Consider the following 13,451-nt stretch of genomic DNA (forward strand, 5'->3'; position numbering starts at 1 on the left):
CATAATCAATAATTAAACTGTATATTGATTTATAATATTCAAATTTTTGTGACATACATAGACTTGTAAATTCTTTTTGTGCTAGAATGTTAAATATTGCAAACATATACATAAAAAGGAGCAAGTCTATGAATAAACATACTTGGATTATCGGCTTTACGCTATTTGCTATGTTTTTTGGCGCAGGTAATCTAATTTTCCCTCCTAATTTAGGGCAAGAAAGTGGTGCCTATTTTTGGCCAGCAATTTTAGCTTTTTGTTTGACTGGAATAGGCTTACCATTACTTGGAGTAGTCGTTGGGGCACTTGATAAACAAGGATATATTGGTGCCTTTAATAAACTGTCACCGAGATTTTCAGTTGTCTTTCTAATTATTATTTATTTAACCATTGGACCTCTATTTGCTATACCACGTACTGCATCTACGTCTTTTGAAATGACTATTACACCTATTACTCATTCAAATAGTAATATGTCTTTATTCATTTTTACACTTATTTATTTTATGATTGTTTTATATTTATGTATTAATCCTGGTAAAATAGTAGATCGAATTGGATCTTTATTAACTCCTTTATTATTAATTACAATTTTGGCTATAATTATTAAAGGATTTGTAGATTATAAGGGACACGGTTTATCTCATGGAAATCCAGAAACATATTCTTCAAATATAGAAAGTTTTTCACACGGCTTTATTGAAGGATATTTAACAATGGATGCAATTGCTGCAATTGCATTTTCAATGATTGTGGTTAATGCCATTAAAGCAACAGGAGTTAAACACACCAATCAAATATTTAAACAAACAGTTATAGCTGGGTTTATTGCCGCCTTAGCATTAATTTTTATATATGTTTCTTTAGGTTATATTGGTAATCATATGGGAATAAATCAAAATACGATTACATCTCTAATGGCTAAAAATCAAAATATAGGAACTTATTTACTTACTACAATGGCTACAAATGGCTTTGGTGTTTTAGGAAAATACTTACTAGGTATCATTGTTGCCTTAGCTTGTTTAACTACAGCTTGTGGACTTATTGTATCTGTGAGTCAATACTTTAATAGTATATTTTCAAAAATTAGTTATAAGGTATATGTTATAGGTTTTACAATTATCAGTTTTATATTGGCTAATTTAGGATTAAATTCTGTTATAAACATGTCTGTTCCTGTATTAAGTATTATTTATCCTGTAGCCATTACTATGATTATTTTAATCTTACTTGCGCGTTTTATTCCAACTAAACCTATTGCGCAACAAATACCTATTATTATTGTTAGTCTTGTTTCAATTGTAAGTACAATAAATACGTTAGGTTTAATAAAATTAAATGTTATAAATCATTTACCCCTTAAGCAATATTCTTTAGAATGGTTACCTATAGCTATTATTTCAATCATAATTGGGTATATCGTATCTAAGTTTATAAATCAATCGTATATTGTTTATCAAAAGGAATAGATATACTAAACACCGGTTACTTCTTTAAATGAGAGCAATCGGTGTTTTAATTTTATCTATTCTTTTTTCATAGTAAGTAAACGTTCTTTTAATTCATTCTCGAGTTGTGATAATTCTCTTTCAGCTTGTTGACGTTTTTGACGTCCATTATATTGAATTTGCAGTGTTTGTTCAATCGTTTCAATGATGTCATTTTGAGTCGCTTTAAGCGTTTCGATATCTACGATACCACGTTCATTTTCAGTAGCCGTTTCAATTGCATTTTGTTTTAACATGGCTGCATTTCGAGTAAGCAAGTCATTTGTGGTATCAGTAACTGCACGCTGAGCTGTTACTGCATTTTTTTGTCTCATTAAAGTGAGGGCAATAGCCATCTGATTTTTCCATAAAGGAATACTTGTGAGAATAGAACTTTGAATTTTTTCAGCTAATGCTTGATTCACATTTTGAATCATACGAATTTGCGGCGCTGTTTGAATTGCAATTTGACGTGATAATTGTAAGTCATAAATTTTTTTATCTAATCGATCAACAAATTGCTCCATATCAGCGACACTTTGAATATCCATTTGATTACCAGATTGTTCTGCATGTTGACGCAATTTAGGTAATTCATTAGCATTTATGTCTTGTTTTTTATGCTGTGCAGCAGCAATATATAGAGAAACATCATCAAAATATACTTTATTTTGTTCATAAAGATGGTCGAGTAACTGAATGTCTTTAGTTAAATTTCCTTTATGCTTATCCAATTGAATGGTGATTCTATCAACTTGTGAACTTACAGATTGCATTCTAGAGAATACTTCATTTATTGAAGCTTTTGTTCGTCTAAATAAACGTTTAAGTTTAGATTGATTGTCTTGATTCAAGTCATCAGGATTAACTTCTCTTAACTTAGACATTAATTGATTTAAAGTATCACCAATAGGACCCACATCTTTCGATTGAACGTCATCTAACATTTGATGTGAAAATTGAGACATGTTCTGCTGTAGATGTGTCCCAAAAGATAATAGGCCTTCACTATCTAATGGTTTGATTTGTTGACTAATTGAATCAATTTTTTTTAAATCTTGTTCGTTAAATTGTTGTTCAAAGTCTTGCTTAACATTTTGAGTTGAAACATCATGCGGTTGATGTTCTATATAATCATCTAATGGATGTGAGTTAATAAATTGGTCTTTTTGATTCATTTAAAAATTCTCTCCATTCTTATCTTAACTTTAAATTATTATTTTTTATATCGTTTTTGTTGTAACCGATTAAGTTCTATTTCAATATCTAAACGCTCATAATCATCTTCATTAAGTCTTTTTAAATCTGCAATAAGTGTACGTTTCACTTCATCTAAAGTAATACGTGTTTGCTCTAATTTTTGCTTTTCTTTATCAGATTTTTTTGGCATTTTAGATAAACGGGTATATGCATCAATTAAATTTAGTGCATTATCTATATGCGAATAAAAAAAACTCTCTACCTTGAAGAATGATGAAGGTTTCTGTTTAACAGCAAAATGAATAGACTTAGAAATTTTATAAATATCATTAATTTGACGAAAATCTTTAATCGATCTGATATTAATATATGATTTTAAAATATTACGAATTTTATTATGTGATTGATTGAGTTGCTGATTAACAAAACGATAGTCTCTACGTGATAATCCAATTTCATTTAAATATTTTTTGGATGTCAATCTTTGAGTAGGAAAATAAGATACAAAAAACATTCCAATACCTATTAGGGCATCAAGTATAAAGGATAAATCAAATCCAAATACACTTGTCACCCATGAGATAATAGCTATTGGAATTCCTACTAAAACACCCAGAAGTCGAGAAAGGTTATATCTCAATATTCATCTTCCTTTATTTAATAAATCGTTTTAAATTCTGAGTATCTATTTGTTACGTCTAAATCTTCAATACTATAATCAGAAACTGAAGATGCAGGAGAAGCACCAGCAATCACTTTATCAATAAATGATTTTATTTGTTCCTCGTCACCTTGAGCATATATATCTACATAATCCTCAACATTTTGAACAGTACCAAATATATCAAGTTTTTTTGCAATTAATTCAGTATGATGACGGAACCCTACACCTTGGACAGTTCCAAATACTTGTATATGTTTACGTTGCATCATTATCACCTCTACATTATATTATACGTATTTTTCCTACAAAAAACTAATAATTAATATACATATCATTTCTATCTCAATTAAAAGAACAAAGTCTTTAAGCTTGAATTCGTCTAAAAAAAAGTTACAATATTGATTAGAGTTTTAATTTGAGAGGGGACTTAGTCATGTGGACAGTTGCAAAGATTCGTGCTGACTACGAGGGATGGTGGTTATTTAGCGACTGGACAGAAAAAATCGTAGAACAACATCATTATAGTAACTATGAAGAAATGTTAAAAGATTATCAATCAATTATTAAAAAAAGTAAAAAATATTATAATAACTATGTTATTGGGAAATATAATATTTATGCATTTTATAATAATTGTGATTTAAATTTTTGTGAAGATTGTGATGAAGATTTACAAATATTTTATAGTTTTATTGTTTTAAATAATAAAGAAGTTTATTATAATCTACCAAAAATTAATTAAAAGAGAATTTTCTATAATTGTATTGCAATTTAGTTCAAACTAACATATAATAGTTATCAAGCAATAGTTTTATTCCATATTGCAAAGAATATCTGTAATATTGATTGATAGCATTTTGTTATTTATACATATTTATAACACGTATTTTTTGTAATATGCGAATAATGCATATTGAATGAATTTTAGTCTTGGAGGTTTCACAATTATGAAACAAGGTACAGTTAAATGGTTTAACGCTGAAAAAGGTTTTGGCTTCATCGAAGTTGAAGGAGAAAACGACGTATTCGTACACTTCTCAGCAATTAACCAAGAAGGTTATAAATCATTAGAAGAAGGTCAATCAGTTGAGTTTGAAGTAGTTGAAGGCGATCGCGGTCCTCAAGCTGCAAACGTTGTTAAACTATAATTTATAGATTGCAAAAATTGACTTTAGTAACACCTTACCAAGATGTAGGGTGTTTTTTATATATAATTGAGATTGGGACATAATCCAAAAAAATAGCCAGTAAATGAGTTTTTTGAAACTCATTTACTGGCTTCTTTATTTATGATACTTTCTGTTGTTGGATCATTTTCTTAAAGAACAGCTTCATCCTATTCCTTCAAGTGTTTCACCAAAATATTTTATCTTCAATTAAAACAATTCTTGATATCTGAATTCAATGAATTCAGATATCATCATGGTGCAACATTAACGGGTAAGTATAAACTTTTTCGTTATTTTATTTTGTATCATTAATTATTAATTGACGTAATGATTGACGTTTAATAACTTCACGTGCTTTTCCATCTTTTAAGAAGAAAACAGGTGGTTTTTGCATCTGATTATAATTAGATGCCATAGAGTAATGGTATGCGCCAGTAGATAAAATGGCTAAATAATCTCCACGTTTTACAGAAGAAGGTAACATAGCATCTCGGATAATAATGTCTCCAGATTCACATAACTTTCCGGCAATAGTTACCGTTTCGTCTGCCTCCTCATGACGATTTACAAGTAATGCTTGATATTTTGCTCCATATAAAGCAGTTCTAATATGATCACTCATACCACCATCAATAGAAACATATTTATTTACTTCAGGAATGTCTTTAATTGTTCCAACTTCATATAAAGTAATGCCCGCTTCGCCAACAATTGAACGTCCTGGTTCAATACCAATTTCAGGAACGTCGTAGTTTAATTTTTCTGATTCAGATTTAATCGCATCTGTAATTTCAGCAATACCTTCTTCAATAGGGAAGCTCACATCACCTTCGACATATTTAATACCAAAACCACCACCTAAGTTAAGTAATTCAACTTGGATATGATGCTCATTAAGCCAATTTAAAACAATTTTAGCTGTTTCAATCATAGCTTCAGTACCCTCAATTTGTGATCCTACATGGAAATGTATTCCTTTTAAATGAAGATGCTTTGATGCTTTGACTTTTTCAACTGCTTGAATTGCAAGACCATGGCGAATTGAAAGACCAAATTTACTATCTTCTTGACCAGTTTGAATAAATTCATGGGTATGGGCCTCTACTCCAGGATTCACACGAATGACAACATTAACTGTATCACTTGCATAGCGATCGATTAATTCAATTTCTTCTAAAGAATCAATAACAAAGTAGCCAACGCCACTTTCTAAAGCATATTGTATTTCACGTTTCGTTTTATTATTGCCATGGAAGTGGATGCGACTAGGATCAAATTTAGCCTCTAATGCTGTATAAAGCTCACCTTCAGATACGACATCTAATTGTAAGTTTTCTTCTTGAACTAACTTTACCATTTGAATGCAAGTAAAGGCTTTAGAAGCATATGAAATATTGTATTTTAATCCACTTTTTTGAAAAGCATTATGAAATCGACGCATTTGATTGCGAATTTCATCTTCATCATAAACAATGGTAGGCGTATCAAAACTTTGAGCTAGTGTTTTCAAACTTGTACTCGCCATTGTTAATTCACCGTAATCATTATATTTAACTGACATTTTATCTAAACTCCTTTATAAGAGAATCATGATTCATCGCACTAAGTTGTTCTGAATTAGCTCCAACACCTTTGAATGTGTATTCATCAATGCGTATATCATTATTATATAGTATCACTTCATCTTGTGCATGAACATCATCATCGACTTCAACAAACATGTGACTCATCATTAATGCTCGAATAGGGTAACGTTTACCATTAATTAATGCTTCGTGTGTTGCACGTTTTTTTAAAATACCATCACCATAGCCAATATCAACAACTGCAAGATGTGTATGATCATGCATTGCTTCAAATGCAAAACTATAACCACAATAATCACCTTTATTTACTTCACGAACTTGAATTACATTTCCTTTTACGGTTAAGGCTTGTTCAATCTCATGTTCATCTAATTTGCTATATGGTCTTGAACCATATAAAGCGATACCTACACGTGCATGTGTATGATAGGGAAGAAGTTGTTGTCCTTCGCGATAATAACTCGCACTGTTTTGCGCATGGATAAGTTCAAATTGGTATCCTTCATTTAATAGTGTATTAACGACATTTAACCATGCTTCCCGTTCAATCTCATACTCTGGAACATCAAATTCATCTGCATACCCAAAATGCGTCCATAGGCCAACGATATTCATTTTACTTCCATTATCATTTTCATGATGATGAAGTACTTCTTTAATTTCATCAAGATTTTTGAAACCTGAACGATGGAGTAAATTTTCAAATTCTAAGTGAACATTAATATCTTTTAATTCACTTTTGTACTGATAATAATATTCTAAAGAGGGAAGCGTCATTTGAATATTATTATTTCGAACTGTATCAAAGTCATAAACTGCATTCATTAAAAAAATTGTAGCATGAGGCGCAAGTTTACGAACTCTCACTGCTTCTTTTAAGGAAGTAGTACTAAATGTATGGATACCCGCTTCTAAAAATGTTCTTACTGCAAACTCTAATCCATAATGATAAGCATTATTTTTTACAACTGCCATTATTGATTGATTATTCTTTACTTTAGTTGCATTTCTTAAAAATATTTTTGAATCAACTGACCAAACTGCTGTCAATTTAATTTACTCCTTTCCATAATGGTTCAATATTTGTTCATAGTAATTGGCAACATCAATAAGCACTTTTTCGTCAAAATTTAAATGCGATGTATGTAAGCCTGTGATAAAGCCTTTATCTTCATTTCGAGTTCCTACAAAAGCAAAGTAAGACGGTGCTAATTGTTGGCCATAAAAACTAAAGTCTTCGCCGAATAAAAATGGCAGAGGCTTTTCAATAACTTCTAAATTAGCAGATAGAATAGATTTTTCAACGATATGATGTAGTTTAGGACTATTCATTGTAGCAGGATATCCTTCTTCAAATTTGACTTCACAATCAACATTGAATAATAATTTCACACTTTTTGCAATTTTATTCATTTGATTTTTCACAATATTTAAATCAGTGGCATCATAAGTACGAATAGTTCCTTCTAAATAACCGTTACTAGGCACCGTGTTAATTGCTTCGCCTGCATTAAAGTGGCCCATATGAACAATATTACGTTTTAGTCCATTTAAATGATATTGCTGTATTTGACCAACTTGATTTAAAACATGAATCAGTGCTTCGCCACATGAATGACCTTGTTCTTTATCAGCTACATGACTAGATAATCCTTTTAAGAAAAAGCGATATTCAGTGGCACTTGCTGTAATTTCTTCATCGCGTATCACGATTTGTCCTTCCTCAGCGAAAGGATTTACATGAATGCCAAATACTGCTTCAATAGGATATTGATTAAAAGCACCTGCTTTAATTAAGCGATTTGCGCCTCCGCCTGTTTCTTCAGCTGGTTGGAAGATAAACACGACATTATGAGGTAATTGATGTTGATCAGCCATCGCCTTACATCGTTTAACAAATAACATCAATGCTGTTGTATGACCATCGTGACCACAAGCATGCATCACATTATCTGTTTGACTACGATAATCGACATTGTTTTCTTCAAAAATGGGTAGGGCGTCAATGTCTGCCCGAAATGCAATTGTATGGTCACTATTACCTTCTAAATATGCAATAGCACCCGTTTCAAGAGGTTGTTCGTAAGGTACATTTAATTCATCTAGAAATCGAGTAATATATTGAGTTGTCTCAAATTCGTGAAGACTTAATTCTGGATGTTGATGTAAATGTCTTCTATGTTGTGTGACAAATTCTAATTCGCTCATCTTAATCAATCCTTTATTCATTTATTATTCAACTTATGTATTCATTTAATCGTAAAGGCTGAGAACATATTGTCCCAGCCTTTAGCATTCAATTATTCAAGTTTGTCATTAATCATTTAATTTTCTTAACGCTGCAACAATTTCTCGTTTAGAGTCTTGAACTTCAGATGTTTGTTTAATGACTTTAGCAGGTGTCCCAGCTACAACCGCACCAGCAGGAACATCTTGAGTCACGATAGCACCAGCAGCTACAATAGCGCCTTCGCCAACTCTTACACCTTCTAGAATAACTGCGTTTGCGCCAATTAATACATTATCTTCGATTACTACTGGAGAAGCACTAGGTGGCTCAATAACGCCCGCTAATACTGCACCGGCACCTACATGAACATTTTTACCTGTTGTCGCACGACCACCTAATGTTGCATTCATATCAATCATAGTACCTTCACCTACAACAGCGCCAATATTGATTGTTGCTCCCATCATCACAACGGCACCGTTTTCGATAATAGCTTGTTCACGAATGAATGAACCTGGTTCAATACGTGCATTTGTATTGGTTAAGTCTTTTAAAGGAATAGCAGAATTACGACGGTCCATTTCAATTTCTAAGTCAGTAATATGTGATTGATTGGTTTCATAAAATGTTTTCCAATCATCCGCTTCACAAAATATTACTTTTGAATCATCAGATCCGAATACTTTAAATGTATTAGGAAAAGTGACGTCATTGAATTGTCCATTTACGTATACTTTTAATGGTGTTGATTTTTTAGCATCACTAATATATTGAATAATTTCTTGTGCAGATAAGTGTTGTACCATAGTTTAGAATCTCCTTAAGTTATTTTATAAGTTGTCAAATGTATAAAAACCATTTGATTTTGTGTTTAATTTTTCAGCAGCTGTAATTGCGCCATTTGCAAAAATGTCCTTAGATTGCGCTTTATGAGAAATGGTAATTGTTTCATCTGTGCCAGCAAATAAAACATCATGTTCGCCTACAATTGTACCGCCACGAACTGAATGAATACCGACTTCATCTTTTTCACGTTTTTCAGTTCGCTCATGTCGATCGTAAACAGGCGTTACATTTTCACGTAATTCTTTAATAACATCATAAAGTTTGACGAGTGTGCCACTTGGCGCATCTACTTTTTTATTATGATGAGCTTCAGTTAACTCAATATCATAATCGTGTAAAAGGGGAACAGCTGCTTCTAGAATTTTAGTTAATGCATGGACGCCATAACTCATATTTGCACTGAAAAAAACAGGCATACGTTCGCTTAATTGTTCTAATTTTTGAATCAATTTTTCTTTTTCACCAGTAGTAGCAATCACTAAAGGTAATTCAAAATCTTCATCTAATAAAGGTAATAATAGATTAGGATTAGAGAAGTCAATCGCTACATCGGCTTCATTTTGGGCGTCTGCAATATGATGATAAGTTTTATATGGTGAATGTTGATGTTCTTCTCGCTCAATTGTACCAACAATCTCATGACCTTTTTCTTCTGCTAATCTGGCAACGCGTTGATTCATTGTGCCATATCCAATGAGTAAAATTTTCATTTTTATTCCTCCGCTTTAAATGCTTTATAAGCATTCACTAATACATTTGTTTTTTCTTTCTCTAGTGGTAATAAAGGTAATCTTAATTCGTAATTTCCAAATCCTAAATGACTTGTTAGAGCTTTAATTGGAATAGGGTTGACATCAATTGAAAGTGCATCTAACAATTGACCAATTGGTTCAAAGTCTTTCTCAATTTCTTTCCCATTTTGTTTAGCATCATAGAGTGCTTGAAATTCTTTCGGAATAACGTTAGCAATGACAGAAATTACGCCATTACCTCCGCGATTATAGAATTCTACGACATTATCATCATTACCACTGTAAAGAGCAAATTCATCTTGATGAATACGTTTTTTCACTTCTTCGTAATAGTTAAAGTCATTTGTAGCATCTTTAATAGCTACAATATAATCATTATGACTTAATGTTTCGACTGTTTCAGGATCAATTGTCATATTCGTTCTTGAAGGTACATTATATAAAACAACAGGTAACTTAACTTCATTCGCGATAGTTTCAAAGTGTTTAATTAAGCCACGTTGATTCGTTTTATTATAGTAAGGTGTGATTAACATAATACCATCTACACCTAATTCTTTAGCACGTAATGAAGCTTGAATAGATTTAGCCGTATTATTTGTACCAGTTCCAGCGATAATAGCCACTTGATGATTAACTTGTTTAATCACTGCTTGAAGTACTGTTTCTTTCTCTTCTTCTGTTAAAGTAGGGCTCTCTGCTGTAGTACCGTTTACAATAATTGCTTTAACATTATTATCAAGTAAAAATTGAACATGTTGTTCTAACGCTTTATAGTCAACTTCATTATTAGTAAATGGAGTAGCAAGCGCTACACCTACACCTTCAAAAATATGTGCCATATTATCTAGCTCCTTTTAATTTAATGACTTGTTCTAACACTTGAACTGCATTTAAAGCTGCACCTTTAAGTAGGTTATCTGAAGTACACCAAACATGGAAAGTATTATCAAGTGAGTCATCACGACGAATTCTACCTACAAACACTTCATCTTTACCTGTTGAATTAATAGCTAAAGGATATTCATTATTTTCAGGATTATCTACTAAAACAACACGATTATCGTTTTCAAATAAATCTTTAATTTCTTGAACTGTTGCTTCTTTATCAAGAGTGACATCAATTTCTACGCTATGACTATCTTGAACAGGTACACGTGCACATGTTGCAGTCACACGTAAGTCAGGTTGTCCTAAAATTTTTCGTGTTTCATCAATCATTTTTTGCTCTTCTTTTGTATATCCATCTTCTAAGAAAACATCAATATGTGGTAAAACATTATTATAAATAGGATGTGGATAAGCTTCTGGAGCTTTACCATTCGCACCTTCAGCTAAGTCTCTCTTACCTTTAATCCCTGAACCTGAAACTGCTTGATATGTTGTATAAGCTACACGTTTTAATCCAAAAGCATCGTATAAAACTTTGAGTGGCACGACCGACTGAATTGTTGAGCAGTTAGGATTGGCAATGATACCACGTTTAAATTCTGGTTGATTAACTTCTGGTACAATTAAGTCCACATCGTTTGCCATACGCCATTGACTTGAATTATCAATAACAATTGCTCCAGCTTTTTCGAAAATAGGGGCAAATTGTTTACTTGTTCCGCCACCTGCACTCATTAGCACGTAATCAAATTTTTCACTTGCTGCTTCTTCTGTAAGTTCTTGAACTGTATATGTTTTCCCTTGAAACTCAATTTCTTTTCCTGCTGATCTTGCTGATGAGAATAATACTAACTCATCAAATTGAATATGTTTACGATCAATTGTTTCTAACATTTTTGTTCCGACTAATCCTGTTGCTCCAACTACTGCTAATCTTGTCATAAACGAATCACTCCATTTAAATATTAATTGAATTTTAAATTAATTATTTTAACTTAAGTTTAAATATCAAAAGCATCGTATAGAACTTCAACCGCTTTATTTCCATTTTTTGCATCAATAACATAAGAAATACTAATTTCAGAAGTTGTTGTTTGATAAAATGGAATATTAGAATTAATTAACGTAATAAATGCTTTTGAAGCTACACCAGACATATCACGCATTCCTGAACCAATTAACGAAATTTTGACGTATGCTTCATTAATTTTATAATCTAATGCATCAAATGTTGTAGAAAGTTCCTCTAAGATACTTGAAATTTGTTGTACATCACTATCCTTAATAGAAAAAGATAGTTGTAAACCTTCAACATTTACGATTTGAGAAATCATATCCACATTAACTGAACCTTCATCTAAAGCAGTAAATAATTGAGTTAGAAGGCGATTATCTGGAAGAGGATAACTAATTGTTACATGCATCATATGTGTATCTAATGCAACTCCAGTTACGGCTTTTTTTTCTAATATTTCTGTTCTTGGCATAATCCATGTTCCTTTCACATTTGATAACGTTCTACCTAAATACAAGGGGATATCATAATTTTTAGCAAGTTCTACACTTCTTGTTTCTAACACACCAGCACCTAAAGCGCTCATTTCCATCATTTCTTCATAAGACACATAATCTAAACGTTTTGCCTCACTCAAAATTCTTGGATCAGTAGCATAAACGCCATCAACATCAGTGTAAATTTCACAAGGGATTTGATTACTAGCTGCTAATGCAACAGCAGTCGTATCTGAACCACCACGACCAAGCGTAGTTAACTCTAATTCGTCGTTCACTCCTTGGAAACCTGCTACAACTAAAACATCCTTGTCTTTAAATTCCTTGTTAAATGTTTCAGGATTAATTTCTGCAATTCGACTTTTTAAATGATGACCTACTGTTTTGATACCTGCTTGATATCCAGTCATAGCTCTAGCACTTACGCCAATATCATTTAATACCATCGACAAATAAGAAACTGTTTGTTGTTCACCAGTTGTTAATAATAGAGCAAGTTCTTCATCTTTTGGTGTTGTTGTAAGATGAGAAACATTTTCCATTAATTGATCTGTTGTTTTGCCCATAGCACTTACGACAACAATAAGTTGTTCACCGTCATCTACACGGCGTTTAAGCATTTCTGCAATATTTTTTATCTTTGTAAAATCGGCGACAGATGAACCACCGAACTTCAAAACACGTCGTTTCAAGATTTTACCTCCTAGAATTTAGGGGCACACGTCATAAAAAAGAGCAAGTTCGGAATGTGCGAACTTGCTCGTAATTTATATACAAGTGATGCACTCCATTATTAAATAATAATGACAAACTCTCAGCTCTTAACCACAAAGTCCAACGAACGCTTACTGCGGTTGCAATTCGTTTCGGCATCGCACCCTTTCTATATTAGCCGTGGCAGACAGTATTCTAATATATACTAATGATTGATGCGCCTCATCAATTTCTTATTCAATTACTATGTTTTTAATTATACATAAGCCCCTTTTAACTGTAAACCGATTTTTGTGATTTTTTGAAATAAACTGAAAATTATTAAAGTAATATTACTGTTAAAGAAAAGAGATAGTAATAATAAGTAATTTGTGTAAATAATAACAATAATTCGAAA

14 protein-coding genes and 1 riboswitch are annotated in these 13,451 nt (G+C 31.9%); of the genes, 3 read left to right on the forward strand and 11 right to left on the reverse strand.

Translation table 11 applies throughout. The annotated features are described in order from the left end of the window. Nucleotides 1–128: 128 nt before the first annotated feature. On the forward strand, nucleotides 129–1,472 hold the full coding sequence (gene brnQ, locus HMPREF2953_RS06315) for a branched-chain amino acid-like transporter carrier protein BrnQ3 (protein WP_070672330.1): 1,344 nt from the start codon (nucleotides 129–131) through the stop codon (nucleotides 1,470–1,472). Nucleotides 1,473–1,528: 56 nt separating this feature from the next. Here brnQ and HMPREF2953_RS06320 read toward each other — a convergent pair whose 3' ends face one another. Genes HMPREF2953_RS06320 through HMPREF2953_RS06330 form a run of 3 tightly spaced genes read right to left on the reverse strand, consistent with a single transcriptional unit; the run spans nucleotide 1,529 to nucleotide 3,620 of the window. Beyond that, nucleotides 1,529–2,668: a toxic anion resistance protein gene (locus tag HMPREF2953_RS06320; protein WP_070672333.1), complete on the reverse strand. Its 1,140-nt coding sequence runs from the start codon at nucleotides 2,666–2,668 to the stop codon at nucleotides 1,529–1,531. Nucleotides 2,669–2,706: 38 nt separating this feature from the next. Beyond that, nucleotides 2,707–3,330, reverse strand: a complete 624-nt coding sequence (locus tag HMPREF2953_RS06325) for a 5-bromo-4-chloroindolyl phosphate hydrolysis family protein (RefSeq protein WP_070672336.1) — start codon at nucleotides 3,328–3,330, stop codon at nucleotides 2,707–2,709. A gap of 17 nt (nucleotides 3,331–3,347) precedes the next feature. Beyond that, entirely contained in the window at nucleotides 3,348–3,620 is a 273-nt protein-coding gene (locus HMPREF2953_RS06330; protein ID WP_070672340.1) for an acylphosphatase, read from the reverse strand. A gap of 167 nt (nucleotides 3,621–3,787) precedes the next feature. Between HMPREF2953_RS06330 and msaA the strand changes: the two genes are divergently transcribed. After that, nucleotides 3,788–4,096: a regulatory protein MsaA gene (gene msaA / locus HMPREF2953_RS06335; protein ID WP_002449871.1), complete on the forward strand. Its 309-nt coding sequence runs from the start codon at nucleotides 3,788–3,790 to the stop codon at nucleotides 4,094–4,096. Between the two features lie 205 nt (nucleotides 4,097–4,301). Beyond that, entirely contained in the window at nucleotides 4,302–4,502 is a 201-nt protein-coding gene (gene cspA, locus HMPREF2953_RS06340; protein ID WP_001831260.1) for a cold shock protein CspA, read from the forward strand. 316 nt (nucleotides 4,503–4,818) lie between these two features. Here the strand turns inward: cspA and lysA are convergent, their stop codons facing one another. The 8 genes from lysA to HMPREF2953_RS06380 form a co-directional block, all read right to left on the reverse strand. Next, entirely contained in the window at nucleotides 4,819–6,084 is a 1,266-nt protein-coding gene (gene lysA / locus HMPREF2953_RS06345; protein ID WP_070672342.1) for a diaminopimelate decarboxylase, read from the reverse strand. 1 nt (nucleotide 6,085) lies between these two features. After that, the gene (locus tag HMPREF2953_RS06350; protein ID WP_070672345.1) at nucleotides 6,086–7,159 is read right to left on the reverse strand and encodes an alanine racemase; all 1,074 of its coding nucleotides are present in this window, start codon (nucleotides 7,157–7,159) and stop codon (nucleotides 6,086–6,088) included. 6 nt (nucleotides 7,160–7,165) lie between these two features. Then, the gene (locus HMPREF2953_RS06355) at nucleotides 7,166–8,317 is read right to left on the reverse strand and encodes an amidohydrolase (protein ID WP_070672347.1); all 1,152 of its coding nucleotides are present in this window, start codon (nucleotides 8,315–8,317) and stop codon (nucleotides 7,166–7,168) included. A 108-nt stretch (nucleotides 8,318–8,425) separates the two neighbouring features. Next, a complete protein-coding gene (gene dapD, locus HMPREF2953_RS06360) occupies nucleotides 8,426–9,145 on the reverse strand; it encodes a 2,3,4,5-tetrahydropyridine-2,6-dicarboxylate N-acetyltransferase (RefSeq protein WP_070672349.1) in 720 nt (239 codons plus the stop codon). A gap of 24 nt (nucleotides 9,146–9,169) precedes the next feature. Next, nucleotides 9,170–9,895, reverse strand: coding sequence for a 4-hydroxy-tetrahydrodipicolinate reductase (dapB, locus tag HMPREF2953_RS06365; protein WP_070672352.1), 726 nt, complete (start codon nucleotides 9,893–9,895; stop codon nucleotides 9,170–9,172). Nucleotides 9,896–9,897: 2 nt separating this feature from the next. Then, nucleotides 9,898–10,779 carry a 4-hydroxy-tetrahydrodipicolinate synthase gene (gene dapA / locus HMPREF2953_RS06370; protein WP_070672355.1) on the reverse strand — a complete coding sequence of 294 codons (882 nt, stop codon included), beginning with the start codon at nucleotides 10,777–10,779 and terminating at the stop codon, nucleotides 9,898–9,900. Between the two features lies 1 nt (nucleotide 10,780). Further along, nucleotides 10,781–11,770 carry an aspartate-semialdehyde dehydrogenase gene (locus tag HMPREF2953_RS06375; protein ID WP_070672358.1) on the reverse strand — a complete coding sequence of 330 codons (990 nt, stop codon included), beginning with the start codon at nucleotides 11,768–11,770 and terminating at the stop codon, nucleotides 10,781–10,783. 59 nt (nucleotides 11,771–11,829) lie between these two features. After that, nucleotides 11,830–13,035 carry an aspartate kinase gene (locus HMPREF2953_RS06380; protein ID WP_176746035.1) on the reverse strand — a complete coding sequence of 402 codons (1,206 nt, stop codon included), beginning with the start codon at nucleotides 13,033–13,035 and terminating at the stop codon, nucleotides 11,830–11,832. A 77-nt stretch (nucleotides 13,036–13,112) separates the two neighbouring features. Beyond that, a riboswitch (Lysine riboswitch) is annotated at nucleotides 13,113–13,288 on the reverse strand. Between the last annotated feature and the right edge of the window lie 163 nt (nucleotides 13,289–13,451).

The sequence above is a fragment of the Staphylococcus sp. HMSC072E01 genome, from assembly GCF_001814125.1.
Taxonomy (GTDB): domain Bacteria; phylum Bacillota; class Bacilli; order Staphylococcales; family Staphylococcaceae; genus Staphylococcus; species Staphylococcus hominis.